At 60.2% G+C, this 16,987-nt stretch carries 15 protein-coding genes; 12 read left to right on the plus strand and 3 right to left on the minus strand.

What is annotated here, in order from left to right:
- Positions 1–60: 60 nt before the first annotated feature.
- Both D0851_RS14240 and D0851_RS14245 read left to right on the plus strand, forming a co-directional pair.
- Entirely contained in the window at positions 61–816 is a 756-nt protein-coding gene (locus D0851_RS14240) for a putative 4-mercaptohistidine N1-methyltransferase (protein WP_117619238.1), read from the plus strand.
- Positions 817–881: 65 nt separating this feature from the next.
- Positions 882–1,622, plus strand: a complete 741-nt coding sequence (locus D0851_RS14245; RefSeq protein ID WP_117619239.1) for a ParA family protein — start codon at positions 882–884, stop codon at positions 1,620–1,622.
- Between the two features lie 2 nt (positions 1,623–1,624).
- Here the strand turns inward: D0851_RS14245 and D0851_RS14250 are convergent, their stop codons facing one another.
- The gene (locus tag D0851_RS14250; protein WP_117619240.1) at positions 1,625–2,401 is read right to left on the minus strand and encodes an FCD domain-containing protein; all 777 of its coding nucleotides are present in this window, start codon (positions 2,399–2,401) and stop codon (positions 1,625–1,627) included.
- Between the two features lie 227 nt (positions 2,402–2,628).
- On the opposite strand from D0851_RS14250, the gene D0851_RS14255 reads away from it, so the two are divergent.
- From D0851_RS14255 to D0851_RS14270, 4 genes are read left to right on the plus strand one after another with little or no spacing between them, the layout of a single operon-like run.
- The gene (locus D0851_RS14255; RefSeq protein ID WP_117619241.1) at positions 2,629–3,468 is read left to right on the plus strand and encodes a (Fe-S)-binding protein; all 840 of its coding nucleotides are present in this window, start codon (positions 2,629–2,631) and stop codon (positions 3,466–3,468) included.
- Complete coding sequence (locus D0851_RS14260) at positions 3,465–4,916, plus strand: LutB/LldF family L-lactate oxidation iron-sulfur protein (protein WP_117619242.1); 1,452 nt, start codon at positions 3,465–3,467, stop codon at positions 4,914–4,916. The genes D0851_RS14255 and D0851_RS14260 overlap by 4 nt, the downstream gene beginning before the upstream one ends.
- Positions 4,913–5,584, plus strand: coding sequence for a LutC/YkgG family protein (locus D0851_RS14265; protein ID WP_117619243.1), 672 nt, complete (start codon positions 4,913–4,915; stop codon positions 5,582–5,584). Before D0851_RS14260 ends, D0851_RS14265 begins: the two co-directional genes overlap by 4 nt.
- On the plus strand, positions 5,581–8,397 hold the full coding sequence (locus D0851_RS14270) for an FAD-binding and (Fe-S)-binding domain-containing protein (protein ID WP_117619244.1): 2,817 nt from the start codon (positions 5,581–5,583) through the stop codon (positions 8,395–8,397). The genes D0851_RS14265 and D0851_RS14270 overlap by 4 nt, the downstream gene beginning before the upstream one ends.
- A gap of 3 nt (positions 8,398–8,400) precedes the next feature.
- On the opposite strand, the gene nfsA is transcribed toward D0851_RS14270, so the two are convergent.
- Both nfsA and D0851_RS14280 read right to left on the minus strand, forming a co-directional pair.
- Positions 8,401–9,138 carry an oxygen-insensitive NADPH nitroreductase gene (nfsA, locus tag D0851_RS14275; protein WP_117619245.1) on the minus strand — a complete coding sequence of 246 codons (738 nt, stop codon included), beginning with the start codon at positions 9,136–9,138 and terminating at the stop codon, positions 8,401–8,403.
- Positions 9,139–9,240: 102 nt separating this feature from the next.
- Positions 9,241–10,035, minus strand: coding sequence for an enoyl-CoA hydratase-related protein (locus D0851_RS14280; protein ID WP_117619246.1), 795 nt, complete (start codon positions 10,033–10,035; stop codon positions 9,241–9,243).
- A gap of 251 nt (positions 10,036–10,286) precedes the next feature.
- Here D0851_RS14280 and D0851_RS14285 point away from each other — a divergent pair, with 251 nt between their 5' ends.
- The 6 genes from D0851_RS14285 (at position 10,287) to D0851_RS14310 (ending at position 16,934) form a co-directional block, all read left to right on the plus strand.
- On the plus strand, positions 10,287–11,102 hold the full coding sequence (locus D0851_RS14285; RefSeq protein ID WP_117619247.1) for an ABC transporter ATP-binding protein: 816 nt from the start codon (positions 10,287–10,289) through the stop codon (positions 11,100–11,102).
- On the plus strand, positions 11,102–11,980 hold the full coding sequence (locus tag D0851_RS14290; protein WP_117619248.1) for a branched-chain amino acid ABC transporter permease: 879 nt from the start codon (positions 11,102–11,104) through the stop codon (positions 11,978–11,980). Before D0851_RS14285 ends, D0851_RS14290 begins: the two co-directional genes overlap by 1 nt.
- Before the next feature lies 1 nt (position 11,981).
- Entirely contained in the window at positions 11,982–13,025 is a 1,044-nt protein-coding gene (locus D0851_RS14295) for a branched-chain amino acid ABC transporter permease (RefSeq protein ID WP_117619249.1), read from the plus strand.
- A gap of 83 nt (positions 13,026–13,108) precedes the next feature.
- Positions 13,109–14,317, plus strand: a complete 1,209-nt coding sequence (locus tag D0851_RS14300; RefSeq protein WP_117619250.1) for an ABC transporter substrate-binding protein — start codon at positions 13,109–13,111, stop codon at positions 14,315–14,317.
- 8 nt (positions 14,318–14,325) lie between these two features.
- Complete coding sequence (locus D0851_RS14305) at positions 14,326–15,135, plus strand: ABC transporter ATP-binding protein (RefSeq protein WP_117619251.1); 810 nt, start codon at positions 14,326–14,328, stop codon at positions 15,133–15,135.
- Positions 15,132–16,934, plus strand: a complete 1,803-nt coding sequence (locus D0851_RS14310; protein WP_117619252.1) for an AMP-dependent synthetase/ligase — start codon at positions 15,132–15,134, stop codon at positions 16,932–16,934. Before D0851_RS14305 ends, D0851_RS14310 begins: the two co-directional genes overlap by 4 nt.
- Positions 16,935–16,987 lie beyond the last annotated feature (53 nt).

Consider the following 16,987-nt stretch of genomic DNA (forward strand, 5'->3'; position numbering starts at 1 on the left):
CGATCCTGTTATTGTTGAACTGGCGGGATTGAGTGGATAGCAAGCCGAAGGAGAACCTCCGTGCAGCAAAGCGCGTTCTATGAAAACGATACCACCCTCGCCCAGTACCTGGAATTTCATTTCGGCGAACGGTGGCATGGCGAGGCCAATTTTCCCAAGGCTCTGGCCGATGCGGCCATGGATGCGATGGACGGCCGGCCGCTGAAACGCGCACTGGATATCGGCTGTGCCTGTGGCAGAACCGGCTTTGAGCTGGCCCGTTATTTTCAGCACGTGGACGGCATCGATTTCTCCAGCGCCTTCGTGGGCAAGTGTCAGGAGCTGGCCCGGGAAAAAGTGGTGCGCTATGCCCGTCCGGAAGAGGGCGAACTGGTGAGTCATCAGGAGCGGACTCTGGCCTCCCTGGGGCTGGAAGAGGCAGCCGGCCGGGTGGCATTCCACCAGGGCGACGCCTGCAATCTGGAGCCACGGTTTACCGGTTACGATCTGGTGCTGGCGGGCAACCTGATTGACCGCCTGTATCAGCCGTCGCTTTTTCTGACCACCATCCACGAGCGGATCAACGAACTCGGCCTGCTGGTGATTGCCTCACCCTACACCTGGCTGGAGGAATACACTCCGAGGGCTCAGTGGGTTGGCGGGTTCAAAAAGAACGGTGAGGACTTCTTCACGTTCGATGGTCTGGCCGAGATGCTGGCGCCCCATTTCCGGCTGCTGGTTGAGCCCCGCAGCCTGCCGTTCGTTATCCGGGAAACCCGGAACAAATTCCAGCACAGCTTCTCCGAGCTGACGGTCTGGGAAAAAGTGAGCCAGTGAGCGGAGTGAGGGCAGGGGACTTCCCCGGTTTTTTTATGCCTGAAAAAAAGTAAGGACATGGCAGGATGAGGACCATTGCGTTTTACAGTCTCAAGGGCGGTGTGGGTAAAACTGCAGCTGCGGTGAACATCGCCTATCTGGCCAGCCAGGCCGGCTACGCCACCCTGCTCTGGGATCTGGATCCCCAGGGGGCGTCCAGCTGGTATCTGGCGGGTGCTGACGAGGTGAAGGGGCACAAACTTTCACACCTGCTGAAGGGCAAAACCCCCATCGCCGAGTTTATCCACGAAAGCGAATACGCCAATCTGGATTTCATTCCATCCCATACCAGTTTCCGTAACCTCGATGTGAAGCTGGGTCAGGAAGACGGCAGCAACCTGATCAAGCAGTGGCTGGCGCCGCTCTCGGAGGAGACCAGCCTGGTGATTCTCGACTGCCCGCCTTCACTGTCGAGGCTTTCCGAGCAGGTGCTCAAAGCTGCCGACGAAGTGTTTGTGCCGGTAATTCCTACCTGGCTTTCCCTCAACAGCTGGAAGCAGTTGCAGGAGTTCTCGAAGGACAAGAAACTGAAGCCCTCCAAACTGCACCCGTTCTATTCCATGGCGGATCGGCGCAAGGGCCTGCATCGGGAGCTGATTGACGCCCAGGATGAAATTCTGCCCAAGGGCCTGAAAACCATCATCCCGAACGCCAGTGTGGTTGAGAAAATGGGCGAGGAAGGCACACCGGTGGAGTTGCTGGCGCCCGGTTCGGTGGCGGCAGACGCCTATCGCAGGCTGTGGAAAGAGATCCGCCGCCTGCTCTGAATTCAGGTGCGCGAGAGCTTTTCCCGGCGCAGGGAGCGCTCCAGCCGCCGATGATTCTCGGTTCTTTCCGAAAGCACTTTCTGCACATACTGGATGTGGGTGCCGGCCAGTTCCCGGGCATCCTCGGCCCGTCCGTCCATGATCGCCTCGAACAGCATCCGGTGCTGCTCCACAAGGCCCTGCCGGGTTTCCGCTTCTCGCTGATACATGCCACCGATGTTGGTCACCACGTTGCTTTTGAGCATGTTGAACAGGTTGCGGATGGTGTGCAGCAGAATCACATTGTGGCTGGCTTCGGCAATGGCCAGGTGAAACTGGGCATCGGCCGCTCCCTCGGCCTCAAGGTCCCGGTCGGTATCTTTTCCATAGCAGGCCTGCAGCGCCTCATAAGCGCTCCTCAGATGGTTCCTGTCCACCTCGGTGGCCCGGAGTGCTGCATAGTAGGCGCAATCGGCCTCAAGCGTGTGCCGGAACTCGAGCAGGTCGCGTTGTGCTTCGGGCCGGTTCTCAAGCAGGGGAATCAACGGGTCGCTGAAGCTGCCGCCCAGGGCCTCGGTTACGAAATTGCCACCGCCCTGGCGGCTCAGCAGCAGGCCCTTTGCTGTCATTCTCTGGATTGCCTCCCGCAGGGAGGGGCGCGACACCCCGAACTGCTCTGCCAGGACCCGTTCCGGAGGCAGCCGTTCACCCGGCTGCAGGGTGCCTTCCAGGATCATGGTTTCCAGTTGCTCAACGATGGTGTCTGCGAGTCTGCGGGGTGCGATGTGTCCGATGTCCATTGATGCTCGTCTCGTGCTTCGGTGACTGAGTATTGGTCATACCAATACCAAAAAATCCCCTCCGCGGCTACGAGTCAGTCTGAATTCCTAACCAGTGCGACTAATGTCTGGGTTAAATCCTTTGACATCCGTATCAATTATCCCATACCTTGGATGAGTATCTTTGTCAATTGGTATTACCAATTTTCCAATGCGCAGTCCTGAGCTTTTCGTAGAGGCGCCGCCTGATGAGTGAACTGTTTTACGATGCAGCCCCCAACGCCACCCGGGTTGCACCAGCGCGAGAACCGGAACGCCATTACCCGGAAAAACCGGAGGCGGTCACGCTGTTTGGCACCTGCGTGGTCGATCTGTTCTTTCCGGAGGCGGGGCTGGACGCTATTCGCCTGCTGGAGCGGGAAGGCATCCGGGTGGATTTTCCGCAGGAGCAGAGCTGCTGCGGCCAGCCCGCCTGGACCTCCGGGTATCGGGATGAAGCCAAAGCCGTGGCCCTTGCCCAGTTGGATGTCCTGGATCGGGCCGGCCTGCCCGTGGTAGTGCCCTCGGGTTCCTGCGCGGGCATGTTCCGGCACCATTACCGGGCGCTTTTTGCCGATGAGCCCGACACCCTCCGGCGGGTGGAAGCCCTGGCCGAGCGGACCTTTGAGCTGACGGAATTCCTGTTGAAGGTCTGCAAGGTGGAGTTGGTGGATAACGGAGCGCCGAAAAAGATTGCCCTGCATACCTCCTGCTCGGCCCGCCGGGAGATGAACACCCACCTGCACGCCCGTGAGCTCCTGACACAGCTGGACAGGGTGGAGCGGGTCGATCACGACCACGAGAGCGAATGCTGCGGATTTGGCGGCACCTTCTCGGTGCGAATGCCGGAAGTCTCCGGTGCCATGGTGAAAGACAAGACCCGCTCGCTGGTGGATTCCGGCGCGGTTGAAATGGTTACCGCTGATGGCGGCTGCCTGATGAACATCAACGGCTCCCTGGAGAAGCAGCAGGAAGCCTTCCGGGGCCGGCACCTGGCCAGTTTCCTCTGGGAACGGGTCAATGGTGCCAGCGAAGGGGAGGTCGCATGAGCCAGCGCATTCCGGTGACCGAACTGTCTTCCAGCTTCCGGGGCCGTGCCGAGGAAGCACTTGCGGACGGGCAGCTGCGCAGCAATTTCCGCACCGCGATGGATTCGCTGATGCACAAGCGGGCCAGTGCGTTTCCGGATGCCGACGAACGGGAAGGCCTGCGGGAGCTTGGCAACCGCATCAAGGCCGGTGCGCTGTCCCGTTTACCGGACCTGCTGGAGCGGCTCGAGCAGAAACTGACCGAGAACGGCGTCAAGGTACACTGGGCGGAGACCCTCGAGGAAGCCAATACCCTGGTGCATGGCATCATCGAAGCCCGCAACGGCCGCCAGGTGGTGAAAGGCAAGTCCATGGTCAGCGAAGAGATGGAGATGAACGACTACCTGGCGGAGCGGGGCATCGAATGCCTGGAATCCGACATGGGGGAGTACATTGTCCAGCTCGATGGCGAGAAGCCCTCCCACATCATCATGCCGGCGATCCATAAGAACGCCCGGCAGGTATCAACGCTGTTCCATGACAAGCTGGGCGAGCCGGAAACCGAAGACGTCAATCAGCTGATCCAGGTCGGTCGCCGGACCCTGCGCCAGAAATTCATGGAAGCGGATGTGGGGGTATCCGGCGTGAACTTTGCCATCGCCGAAACCGGCACCCTGTTGCTGGTGGAGAACGAAGGCAACGGACGCATGAGCACCACGGTGCCGCCGGTTCACATCGCAGTAACCGGTATCGAAAAGGTGGTCGCCAACCTCCGGGACGTGGTGCCCCTGGTGTCGCTGCTGACCCGCTCCGCCCTCGGCCAACCTATCACCACCTACGTGAACCTGATTTCCGGCCCCCGCAAGCCGGACGAACTGGACGGGCCCGAAGAGGTGCACCTGGTGCTGCTGGATAACGGCCGCAGCGGTGCCTTTGCCGATGCCCAGATGCGCCAGACCCTCAACTGTATCCGCTGTGGCGCCTGCATGAACCATTGCCCGGTATACACGCGAGTCGGTGGCCACACCTATGGCGAGGTCTATCCCGGGCCCATCGGCAAGATCATCACGCCGCACATGGCGGGCCTGGATAAAGTGCCCGACCATCCCAGCGCTTCGTCCCTGTGTGGGGCCTGCGGTGATGTATGCCCGGTCAAGATTCCGATCCCAGAGCTTCTGCAGCGTCTGCGCCAGGAAAATGTGAAGAACCCTGGGCAGCCGCAGCAGGTGAAGGGTGGCGGCGCCAAATTCTCCCGAACGGAACGGTGGCTCTGGCGCGGCTGGCAGATGCTCAATACCCGGCCGGCGCTGTATCGGAGCTTCCTCTGGGCCGCTACCCGCTTCCGGGCGCTGGCGCCGAAAAAGGCCGGCCCCTGGACCGAAAATCACAGTGCGCCGGTGCCCGCCCGCCGGTCCCTGCACGACCTGGCGGCGCAGCATCTCGATCACAACGGAGGCCGGCCATCATGAGCGCCCGCGCGAACATCCTTGGTAAATTGAGAAACAGCCTGGCCGGTACCACACCCCGCCCGGACGAGTTTGATGAGCGCCTGGTGACTGAACCCTGGCGTTATGCGCCGCAAGACCGAATCGCCCGGTTGCGCAGCCTGATGGAAGCGGTTCACACTGAAGTACACCCGTGCAGCTCTGACAACTGGCCGGAGCTCGTGGCCGGGCTGTTGGCCAGGCGGAACCTCACCAACCTGTTGTGCGCACCCGGCAAAGAGCATGGTCGGGCGCTGCAGACGCATTTTGACGCTACCGGGCAGCCGGTCCGCCTGCTGGCCTACGATCAGCCGGTGGAAGCCTGGAAAGAAGAGCTGTTCTGGAACGTGGATGCCAGCCTGACCGGCACCCTCGGCGCCATCGCCGCAACGGGCACACTGGTGCTGTGGCCGGATCGCCAGGAACCCCGGCTGATGAGCCTGGTGCCGCCGGTGCACATTGCCCTGCTGAAGGCCAGTGAGATTCATGACAATCTGTATGACATGATGGTGGCTCAGGACTGGGCGGCGGGGCTGCCCACCAATGTCTTGCTGGTGTCCGGCCCGTCCAAGACCGCCGATATCGAACAGGTTCTGGCTTATGGCGCCCACGGCCCCCGTGAGCTCATCGTGCTGATTCTGGAGGATGTATGAGCTTTTCTTCAGCGGTGCTGGCGGAGATCCGCCAGCGGATTCCGGACAACCGGGTTTTTGATGATCCGGTTTCCACCCTCGCCTTTGGAACCGACGCCAGTTTTTACCGGCTGATTCCCAAGGTTGTGGTACGCGTTCAGGACGAGGGAGAAGTGATCGATCTTCTGGCCCTGGCCCGCAAACATCACGTACCAGTGACCTTCCGGGCCGCCGGTACCAGCCTCTCTGGCCAGGCGATCAGCGATTCCATCCTGATCGTGCTGGGTGACCAGTGGAGCGGCCACGACATCCGCGATGACGGCCGTCAGATTCGTCTGCAACCCGGGGTCATCGGTGCCCAGGCCAACGCCTGGCTGGCGCCCAGGGGCTATAAGATCGGCCCGGACCCGGCCTCCATCAACGCCTGCAAGATTGGCGGCATTGTTGCCAATAACGCCAGTGGCATGTGCTGCGGCACCGCCCAGAACAGCTACCACACCCTGGCCGGCATGCGCCTGGTGCTGGCGGATGGGGCCGTGCTGGATACGGAAGATGCGGCGAGTGTCGCGGCCTTCCGCGACAGCCACGGTGAATTGCTGGCTGCCCTGAACAAGCTGGCTATCAACACCCGGGAGAATCCGGAGCTGGCAGACCGCATTCGCCACAAGTACCGTCTGAAAAACACCACCGGGCTTTCCCTGAACGCGCTGGTGGATTTTACCGACCCCGTCGATATCCTGACGCACCTGATGGTGGGTTCCGAGGGCACGCTCGGTTTCGTCAGCGCAGTCACCTACAACACCGTACCGGAGTACCCGGACAAGGCCACCGCTTTGCTGGTGTTCCGGGATGCCCAGAGCTGCTGCCGTGCGGCGTCGGTTCTGAGATCCCAGCCGGTGGCAGCGGTGGAGCTGCTGGACCGCCGCAGCCTCCGGTCGGTGCAGGACAAGCCGGGCCTGCCCAACTGGATACATGGTCTCTCCGAGGGCGCCTGTGCATTGCTTGTGGAAAGCCGGGCTCCCGGTCCCGGTGTGCTGGACGAGCAACTGGCCCGCATTCGTGAGGCACTGGCGGGCTTCCCTCTGGAGCAGCAGGTTGATTTCACCCGGGATGCCGGGGTTTCCGGCCAGCTCTGGGCCATTCGCAAGGGCACCTTCCCGGCGGTGGGCGCGGTTCGGCCTAACGGCACCACGGTTATTATCGAAGACGTGGCGTTTCCCATCGATCAGCTTGCCGAAGGTGTCACCCGGCTTCAGCAGCTGTTCGTGAAGCACGGCTATAACGATGCCATCATTTTCGGCCACGCACTTGAGGGCAACCTGCACTTTGTCTTCTCGCAGGGTTTTGGTGACCCCGCCGAGGTGGCCCGTTACGAAGCGTTTATGGCAGACGTGGCTCAGCTGGTGGCGGTGGAATTTGGCGGTTCGCTGAAGGCCGAGCACGGCACTGGCCGCAATATGGCGCCGTTCGTGGAGCTGGAATGGGGCCACGATGCCTGGCAACTGATGTGGCAGATCAAGCGCCTGCTGGATCCCGAGAATCTGCTGAACCCCGATGTTGTGCTCTCGGAAGATCCGCAGATTCACCTGAAAAACCTCAAGCCGCTGCCAGAGGCGGATCCGCTGGTGGATAAATGCATCGAGTGTGGATTCTGTGAGCCGGTGTGTCCCTCCGAAGGGCTCACCCTGTCTCCGCGCCAGCGCATCGTGATCTGGCGGGATATCCAGGCACGCCGGCGTGCCGGTGAGGATACCCGGGAACTGGAAAAGGCCTGGCAGTATCACGGCCTGGATACCTGCGCCGCAACAGGTCTTTGTGCCCAGCGTTGCCCGGTGGGCATCAATACCGGAGATCTGGTTCGTAAGCTGCGCAGTGAAAAGGCCTCTGGACAGGCCGTGGCCAACCAACTGGCCAGGCATTTTTCGGCTGCCCTGAAGGCGACCCGGTTTGTGCTGGCCGGAGCTTCTGGCGTGGAGCGGCTCCTGGGCGCACCGCTGCTGACCCGTATCAGCGCCGGGGTTCGCAAGATTTCCGGCGGCCGGGTGGCCCAGTGGGATCCGAGCATGCCCCAGCCGGTGCGGTTTGTATCATCGGCCCCGAAAGCCGGAGATGATGGCCGCCCCCGGGTGGTCTATATGGCCGCCTGTGTGTCCCGAACCATGGGCCCGGCCCGGGGTGACAAGGCTCAGGAACCGTTGATTGCGGTTACCCGACGGCTGTTGGAGAAAGCCGGGTATCAGGTGGTGTATCCGGATGCCGTCGACAACCTGTGTTGTGGTCAGCCGTTTGCCTCCAAAGGCTACCCGGAGCAGGCTGCGACCAAGAAAAACGAACTGCTTGCGGCGCTGTTGAGGGCGAGCCGAAACGGGGTGGATCCCATCTACTGCGACACCAGCCCCTGTACATTGCAGATCCGGGAGGCGGCTGCCGAGGCGGGACTGGCGTTGTTTGACCCGGTGAAGTTCATCCGAGAGCACTTGCTCGAGCGCCTTGATTTTGAGCCGGAACAGACGCCGCTGGCAGTGCATGTAACCTGCAGTACCCAGCATCTGGGTGAGGCCGAGGGGCTGATCGACATTGCACGGCGTTGCAGCACCAGGGTGGTTGTGCCCGAGGGCATTCACTGCTGCGGCTTTGCCGGCGACAAGGGATTTAACGTGCCGGAGCTCAATGCCCACGCCCTGCGGACCCTGCCGGAGCAGACCGCCGACTGCGAGGAGGGGATATCCACCAGCCGTACCTGCGAGATTGGCCTCAGCCGGCACAGCGGGGTTGATTACCACGGGCTGGTATACCTGGTAGACCGGGTCACCAGACCACGGGCAACTCCTTAGCGGCTATTTCATTTCAAAGCCGCATTTGCGCAGGAATTCGCGCATGTGCGGCCGTAATTTTGAGGTGAACAGTGGCTTGAGCTGTTCGGACCATGTAGTGTCCTTGTTGCCTCCGGTACGCTCCTGATAGTAATCGTTCATGGTGCGGTCGAACCCTGCTACCAGTTCCTCGTCCCTGGCATCGGTGTAAACATCTTCCCTGAGAATTGCCTCCACTGGCAGCCGGGGTTTCACCTCGGGATTCTGATCCGGGTAGCCCAGGCACATGCCGAATACCGGATAGACATGTTCCGGAAGCCTGAGAGTCTCGCTGATTTCCGCAGGATTGTTACGTATGCCGCCGATGTAACACAGGCCGAGCCCCTCAGATTCCGCGGCTATGGCGACATTCTGTGCCATCAGGCTGGCGTCTATGGTGGCGACCAGCAACTGTTCGGTCATGCCCCGGATAACCTCAGCCCCGGCCCGGCCTGCCGCATCGGTTGAGCGCCTCATATCAGCGCAGAACACCAGAAAATCCGAGCAGTCGGCGATGTAGCTCTGGCCGCCAGCCAACTCGGCTATTTTCCGGCGGTTATCCGGGCTGATCACATGAATAACCGAATACGCTTGCACATGGTTGGAGGTGGCGGCGCACTGGCCGGCACGAATCAGCTCTTCCAGCAGCTCCCGGGAAATTTTCCGGTCGGTAAACTTGCGGATGGAACGGTGGGATTTCAAGAGTTCGATGGTTGGATTCATGACGACTCGCAGTTGGTTCAGACTCGGGGCCAAAGAAAAATCGAAGTGTGCAGGTTACGATCCTTCCAGTGTTGAACGCAAAAACAGCGTGATCCGGTCTGATCAGTAACCCCGGAATTGTGCGCGCCGCTTGGCAATAAACGCCGACACACCCTCCGCAAAATCCTCAGTCCGGGTCATGTCAAGGAACGCCGCCCGTTCGGCCTCCAGATGCGCCGCCAACTGGTTGCCGTTGGCCCGGTCGGTAAGCTGGCGGAAAGCGCCAAACGCCCGGGTCGGCCCGTTGGCGACTTTTTCGATGATCCCGGCCAGCAGGTTTTCATACTCTTGCTCAGGGGCGAACTCGGTGATCATGCCCCAGGCTTTCGCTTCCGCTGCGCTGAGGGTTCGCCCCAGCAGCATCAATTCCGCCGCCCGGCCTGCGCCGATCCTGTGCGCCAGGAACCAACTGCCGCCACAGTCGGGGACGGCGCCAATGCCGTTGTAAGCCACCAGGAATTTTGCATCCTCCCGGGCTACAACCAGATCCGCCATCAATGCCAGGCTGAGCCCCGCTCCGGCGGCTACGCCCTTCACCGCTGCGATTACCGGGGCATCCATGCTGCGTAACAGCAGGATGGCCGGATTGACGGCATCCAGGATGGCGCCGATTGCATCGCCGGCCTGCTCAGGTGTGCCGGCCATACTGGCTACGTCACCGCCTGCCATAAAGGCGCGTCCCGCCCCTGTCAGCACCACGCAGCGTAAGCCTGGCTGCGCTTTCAGCTCCCGGACACCGGCGAGCAAGGCTTCTGCCAGGGGTACATTGATCGCGTTCAGGGCTTCTGGCCGGTTGAAGGTCAGTGTTGCTACGCCGGTTTTGGCGTCGACTGCCGTGTTTACCAGACTGTCTGTCATCGATAAGTACCCGGTCTCTTTTTGCAGGTCTGAGGGCCTGAGCCCTGCGTATTCATTTCTGTTATTTCTCAGGTAACAGGATAGAGCGGTTTGCTTAATGTTGCCTGATTGGACTACTTTAAATCTGGACCGGGGTTAACCCCGGCGACAAGAAATAACAAAAATTACAATCATCTTCGGGCGTGGAATGGGTATGGGCAGAGCGTGTTCGCGTATCTGTGCACCCTGCGCCAGGGGTGCCGGGAGGTAACGTGAGCATCCTCGATATCAGAAACCTGTCTCTGTCGTTTGGTGGTGTCAAGGCCCTGCAGGATGTCAGTTTCCGTGTGCCCGAAAACACCATCACGACCATTATCGGCCCGAACGGTGCCGGTAAGACGTCCCTGTTCAACTGCATTTCCGGGTTCTACAAACCCCAGCAGGGTACGGTCAGTTACGAGGGCCAGGTGCTTTCAAGCGGTATTAAACCGCCTCAGAGAGCCTCACTGGGTCTGGCCCGGACCTTCCAGAATATTGCCCTGTTCCGGGGTATGACGGTACTCGACAACATCAAGCTTGGCGCCCACGTACACATGAAGAGCGGCCTGCTCAGCGCACTGGCCTATTTCGGCCCCGCCCGTCGGGAGGAAATGGCGGTCCGAAGGGATGTTGAAGAGCGGATTATCGATTTCCTGGAAATCGACCATATCCGCCGTCAGCCGGTGGCGAGTCTTTCCTATGGATTGCAAAAACGGGTGGAACTGGCCCGGGCCCTGGCCATGCAGCCGAAAGTGCTGATGCTGGATGAGCCGGTGGCTGGTATGAACCGGGAAGAAAAAGAGGACATGGCCCGCTTTATCCTGGATATCCGGGAAGAGTGGGGCATCACCGTGCTGATGGTGGAGCACGACATGGGCATGGTCATGGATATTTCCGACCACATTGCGGTGCTCAACTTTGGCCAGGTCATTACCGAGGGCTTACCGGCGGATGTTCAGAAAAACCCCGAGGTGATCAGGGCCTACCTGGGCAACAGTGACATCGACAGCCTGCGCAGGAAGCTCAATCCGGAAGGGGAGGCTGCCTGATGGATTGGCTGTTCTTCGGCGAAATCAGCCTGGCAGGCCTGGCCATGGGCGGGCTCTATGCCCTGATAGCCCTGGGCTTTGTGATCATCTACAAGGCGACCCGGGTGATTAATTTCGCCATCGGCGAAATTATGATGTTTGCAGCCTACCTGTTCCTGGCGTTTGCCGGTGGTATGGAGCTCTCGGCCTGGATCGCGCTGCCGATGGCGGTAATCGGCGGCAGCATCCTGGGCGGGGTGATTGAAAAAACCATGATTCGGCCAATGCTGGGTGAATCCCCGATCTCGGTGGTGATGGTGACTATCGGTATCGCCAGTATCCTGGTGGGCCTGGTGGAGTTCATCTGGACCGCTAATCCGCAGCTGCTGCCCAGCTTCCTGCCCCGGGAGCCGGTGTTTATCGGCCCGCTCTATCTCGCGCCTAAAATTGCCTACGGTTTCCTGATCGGTGCCACCCTGTTGATTATTTACCTGCTCTATTTCCGGTTCTCCCGGGGTGGTGTCGCGTTGAGGGCGACCGCCTCGGATCAGGCCGCGGCCTATTCCATGGGCATCAACGTGCGTCGCGTTTTCAACATGGCCTGGGTGTTCGGTTCTCTTGCCGCGTCACTGGCCGGTGTGCTGGTGGCAGCGACCGGCGGCCTCAGCCCCCAGTTCGGGATCATTGGGCTGAGTGTGCTGGTGGTGGTGATTGTTGGCGGCCTGGACAGCATTCTGGGTGCCCTGGTGGCCGGCGTGTTTATTGGCTGGCTGGAAACGGTGGCCGGCGCCTATCTGGGTGGTGAGTACCGGATGCCGGCGACGTTTCTGGTGCTGGCGGTGATTCTGGTGATCCGCCCCTATGGCCTTTTTGGCACCCACGAAATAGAGCGAGTGTAAGATGCGCATCGGTGACGCAAAACAGAGTTACGAGGCCGATGAGGCAATCTGGACCAGCCAGACCCAGAAACTGTGGTTCGGGCTGTTCCTGCTGATTCTGCTGCTGTTCCCGTTCATGGTTGATTCGTATCTGCTGTACCTTGGTTGCCTTGTCGGCATTGCCGTGATCAGCACCACCGGCCTGAACATCCTGACCGGTTTTACCGGCCTGATTTCCCTCGGGCAGGCCGGTTTCATGGGCGTGGGGGCCTACACCGTGGCCTGGCTGTCCCTCAATACCGGCCTGCCGTTCCCGGTAACCCTGGTGCTGGCAGGGCTTATGGCTGCCGCGGCGGGGATTCTGGTGGGCCTGCCCTCGCTTCGGGTCAAGGGACTTTACCTGGCGATCGCCACCCTGGCCGCCGGTGTGTTCCTGCATTTCATCTTTGCCGAGTGGGAATCGGTCACCGGCGGCATGGGCGGCCTGAGCCTGGAACCGGCTCACCTGTTCGGGTGGACCTTCCAGAGCGATTTCATGATGTACTTCATCATCGTGCCGCTGGCGGTTCTGATGGTGTTTGCCGCCCGCAATGTGTTCCGGACCCGGATTGGCCGGGCGTTTATCGCCATCCGGGATCGGGATATTTCCGCCGAGATTCTTGGTATTAACCTGCTTCGCTACAAGCTGATGTCATTCGCGCTAAGCTCCTTCTATGCCGGAGTGGCCGGCGGCCTTTTCGCGTATTTCTTCCGGGTGGTGACGCCGGAGAGCTTTCCGCTGTCGATGTCGATTTTCTATCTGGCTGCGGTCATCGTGGGCGGCATGGGCAATTTGCTCGGAGGCATACTCGGTGCGGCCTTTATGACTTTGGTCCCGGAAGCGCTGAAACTGCTGACCGCAGCCCTGACGCCCTTTTACCCCAACGCACCTGTGTTCATGTCGCCAATGCTGGAGATTATTTTTGGCGCCCTGATCGTGGGCTTCCTGATTTTTGAACCCCATGGCCTCGCGGAAATATGGCATCGCATCCGCCGTTTTTTCCGCTTGTGGCCGTTCCGGAATTAATCGTGTTTCAACGAGCCTTTCAACGGGCTTTTCACCGAGAAACCGTGCAACACCAACAACAAGAAGCAGCAAGGAGAAGAAACATGTTCAGAAACATCCTCAAAAAAGGTCGCCGGCTTGCCGGGCTTGGCAGTCTGGTTGCTGCAATAACGATAGCCGCCCCGGCCATGGCCCAGGACAAGGAACCCATCGTGTTCGGTGGCTCCATACCACTGTCCGGTGTGTTTGCCTTTGCCGGCATCCATATCCACGCCGGTCTGACCGACTACACGGCCTGGATTAACAGCCAGGGCGGCATCAATGGCCATCCGGTAAAGTATGTGATGGAAGACACCGCCTACGAGGTGGATCGTTCAGTGGCCGCTTTCAAGAAGATTTCCGGCAGCAGCTCGCCGGCCACCTATTACGGTGACAGCACCGGCTTTATGAAGACCATCGCCTCGGAGCTGAACAGCCAGGGCACCACACTGATGAGCGGTGCGTCCTTTGCTACTGCACTGACCGATAACGAGCAATACCCCTACCAGTTCATCCCTGGCCCCAGCTACAGCCAGATGTTCGGCATCATCCTGGAGTACATTGCAAACCAGGGTAAGGACGGCGACACGCCGACGGTGGCCTTCGTTTACAGCGATACCGAGTTTGGCAAGGACCCAATCAAAAACGGCAAGGCCCGGGCCGCCGAGTTGGGTATTGAAGTGGTTGAGGACATTGTTACCAAGCCCGGTAGCGTGGACGTATCGGCAGAAGTCCTGAAGCTGCGTCGCGTTCGCCCCGACTTCGTGGTGTTCCACGGCTACGTGCTGTCTCCGATCAATGAGTTCATGGTTCAGATGCGCCAGATGGGGCTGGACACCCAGTTCATGGGCACCTTCTGGTCCTCGGACAAGCTGATCATCGACAAGATGGGTGCGGATGCCGATGGCTACATGGGCGTGATGCCCTACAACTACTACGACAGTGAGGAAAGCGGGCCGATGCTGGATGCGCTGAGGGCGCAGGCCGAGAAGAGCGACCCGAAGGCCGGCTACCGCCCGACCGGCTATATGCAGGCCTGGTTCAACGCCATGGTGTGGACCGAAGTGGTCAAGCGTACCCTCGATGCTGGCAAGGAGCTGACGGCTGACAATATGGCCGCCTCCCTGGCGTCCATCGAGGACTGGGACACCGGTGGTATCATCGGCATTCCGGTCACGGTGAAGGATATGTCGTTCCCGGTTGGGCGTATCTGGCGTGTGAATGCCGGGAAAGGCCGTTACGAGCCGGTATCGGACTGGATTCACCTCGACTGAGGGGCTGTATGGAAGCCTTACTGGAAATCGATAACATCGAGGTGGTTTACAACAAGTCGGTACAGGTCCTTCGGGGCCTGTCACTGCGGGTGCCGGAGGGCGCCATTGTGGCGCTCCTTGGCTCCAACGGGGCCGGCAAATCCACCACATTGAAAAGCGTTTCCGGCCTGTTGACCCTGGAAGACGGTGAGGTAACCGCCGGGGAAGTCCGATTCCAGGGCAAGGATGTAAAAGGCACGCCACCGGAGAAGCTGGTGCGTAACGGGTTGTTCCATGTGATGGAAGGCCGCCGCGTGTTTGAGGATCTGACGGTGGAAGAGAACCTGGTTGCCGCCACCTACGCGCTCAGTGGCAACAAGCCCTCCCTGAGCGACAGCTACGAGCTGGTCTATAACTACTTTCCGCGCCTGAAGGAGCGCCGCAAACAGCTGGCGGGGTATCTGTCCGGCGGTGAGCAGCAGATGCTGGCCCTTGGCCGGGCACTGATTGCCCAGCCGAAGCTGATCATGCTGGATGAGCCGTCACTGGGCCTGGCGCCGTTGCTGGTGGAGGAAATTTTCACCATCGTGGCGCGGATCAACCGGGAGCAGGGCACCGCCATTCTGCTGGTGGAGCAGAATGCCGCCGTTTCTCTGGCGATTGCCTCTTACGGTTACATCATGGAGAACGGCAAGATCGTGATCGATGGCCCGGCGGATAAACTCACCGCCAACGAGGATGTCCGGGAGTTTTACCTCGGGGTCGGCGGCAGGGAAGGCGAGGTCCGCAGTTACCGTGACATCAAGCACTACAAACGCCGTAAACGGTGGCTTTCATGACAACACCTTCCATACCCGATCTTACCCTGACTCAAATGCTGCGGGCCCACGCCAAAGACCGGCCCGACGCGCTGGCCCTGCGCCAGAAAGAGTTTGGCATCTGGCAGGCCTGTTCCTGGCAGGATTACTACCAGCGTGCCCGGCATTTCGGGCTGGGGCTCCGTGCCCTCGGCCTTGAAGAGGGCGGCCATGTGGCTATTATCTCGGAAAACCGGGTGGAGTGGGTGATCGCCCAGATGGGCATCGGCATGGTTCGGGGGATCTGCGTTGGCGTTTATCCCACCAGCCCGTGGAACGAGGTGGCCTACGTTCTCGCGCACAGTGATGCGGAAATTGTGGTGTGTGAGGACCAGGAACAGACCGACAAGGTGCTTGAAGCCTGGCCCCAACTGCCAACGCTGAAGTACACCATCGCCATTGATAGGAAGGGCCTTCGTTACTATCCGGAGCCCCCGGCGGCGTTCGAGGATATCGAAGCCAGAGGCCGGGAGTTTGAAAAAGAGCACCCCGGGCTGGTGGATGAACTGCTGGATGGCCAGCAGATGGACGACACCGCCCTGATGGTCTACACCTCCGGCTCTACCGGTCGGCCCAAGGGAGCGATGATTACCTGGGGCAATCTCCATGCGGCAGCGCCCGGCCTCATTGAGCTGCTGCAGGCAGACGAGCACGGCTCCAGTCTTTCCTACCTCCCGCTATGCCATGTGGCGGAGCAGGCGGTTACCAACATTGCACCGGTTTACGTGGGCAGCACGGTCAGCTTTGGCGAGAGTCTGCGGACAATCCAGGAGGATTTGCGAGAAATTGCGCCGACCTTTTTCCTGGGGGTGCCCAGAATATGGGAGAAGCTGCATTCGTCCATTTACATCAAGATCCAGGAAACCGGCCGGTTCCGGCAGGCGCTGTTTAACCGGGCTGTCCGGGCTTGTTCGCCGATGGCGACCAAGTCCCGTGGCCAGTGGAGCCTGAGGGAAAAGTGCCTCTTCGGCCTCAGTTACTGGCTGGTGTTTCGTGCATTGCAGAATTTCATTGGCCTGCGCCGGTGCACCATCGCAATGACCGGAGCCGCCCCCATTTCCACCGGTATTCTTGAGTTCTTCCGGACCATTGGTATTCCCCTGGTGGAAGTCTATGGCCAGACGGAAAGCACCGGCGTTGCCACCGCCCAGCCCGTGGACGATGTGCATCTCGGAACCGTGGGTGTCGCTATTACCGGCGTAGAGGTCAAACTCGGCGAGCACAACGAGATCATTATGCGCGGCGGCAGCATGTTCAAGGGCTACTACAAGAACGACGAGACCACCGCCTCAACCCTGAAAGATGGCTGGCTACACACCGGTGATGTGGGCGAATGGCGGGACGGCCAGCTCAAAATTGTTGATCGCCTGAAAGACATTATCATCACCGCAGGGGGTAAGAACCTTTCCCCGACCGGGATCGAAAATACCATCAAAGCCAGCCCTTATATCAAGGAATGCATTGTGATTGGCGAGGCCCGGAAGTATGTCTCCGCCCTGATCCAGATTGATTTCGACACGGTTGCCAAGTGGGCCGAGCAGGAGCGGATTGCCTACACCACCTTCCGCAGCCTGGCCGAGCAGGAGCGGGTGAACGAACTGATTCAGGCCGAGGTGAACAAGGGCAATGAACAGCTGCCCCAGGTGGCGCAGATCAAGCGTTTCCACCTGCTTGCCAAGGAGCTCGACCATGATGATGATGAAGTGACTGCGACCATGAAGGTGCGCCGGAGCAAAATCTACGAAAAATACATGGACCTGATCGAGTCGCTCTACGCCTGAGCACGGGGTGGCCTGGAAGCGGACGTCCTCTGCCCCTCGGCCATGTGCTGTAA

The organism is Marinobacter sp. Arc7-DN-1 (assembly GCF_003441595.1).
GTDB lineage: Bacteria > Pseudomonadota > Gammaproteobacteria > Pseudomonadales > Oleiphilaceae > Marinobacter > Marinobacter metalliresistant.

Coding starts and splice junctions, on each gene's coding strand:
- D0851_RS14245 (WP_117619239.1), top strand. CDS start 882: ATGAGGACCATTGCGTTTTACAGTCTCAAGGGCGGTGTGGGTAAAACT.
- D0851_RS14250 (WP_117619240.1), bottom strand. CDS start 2,401: ATGGACATCGGACACATCGCACCCCGCAGACTCGCAGACACCATCGTT.
- D0851_RS14255 (WP_117619241.1), top strand. CDS start 2,629: ATGAGTGAACTGTTTTACGATGCAGCCCCCAACGCCACCCGGGTTGCA.
- D0851_RS14260 (WP_117619242.1), top strand. CDS start 3,465: ATGAGCCAGCGCATTCCGGTGACCGAACTGTCTTCCAGCTTCCGGGGC.
- D0851_RS14265 (WP_117619243.1), top strand. CDS start 4,913: ATGAGCGCCCGCGCGAACATCCTTGGTAAATTGAGAAACAGCCTGGCC.
- D0851_RS14270 (WP_117619244.1), top strand. CDS start 5,581: ATGAGCTTTTCTTCAGCGGTGCTGGCGGAGATCCGCCAGCGGATTCCG.
- nfsA (WP_117619245.1), bottom strand. CDS start 9,138: ATGAATCCAACCATCGAACTCTTGAAATCCCACCGTTCCATCCGCAAG.
- D0851_RS14280 (WP_117619246.1), bottom strand. CDS start 10,035: ATGACAGACAGTCTGGTAAACACGGCAGTCGACGCCAAAACCGGCGTA.
- D0851_RS14290 (WP_117619248.1), top strand. CDS start 11,102: ATGGATTGGCTGTTCTTCGGCGAAATCAGCCTGGCAGGCCTGGCCATG.
- D0851_RS14295 (WP_117619249.1), top strand. CDS start 11,982: ATGCGCATCGGTGACGCAAAACAGAGTTACGAGGCCGATGAGGCAATC.
- D0851_RS14300 (WP_117619250.1), top strand. CDS start 13,109: ATGTTCAGAAACATCCTCAAAAAAGGTCGCCGGCTTGCCGGGCTTGGC.
- D0851_RS14305 (WP_117619251.1), top strand. CDS start 14,326: ATGGAAGCCTTACTGGAAATCGATAACATCGAGGTGGTTTACAACAAG.
- D0851_RS14310 (WP_117619252.1), top strand. CDS start 15,132: ATGACAACACCTTCCATACCCGATCTTACCCTGACTCAAATGCTGCGG.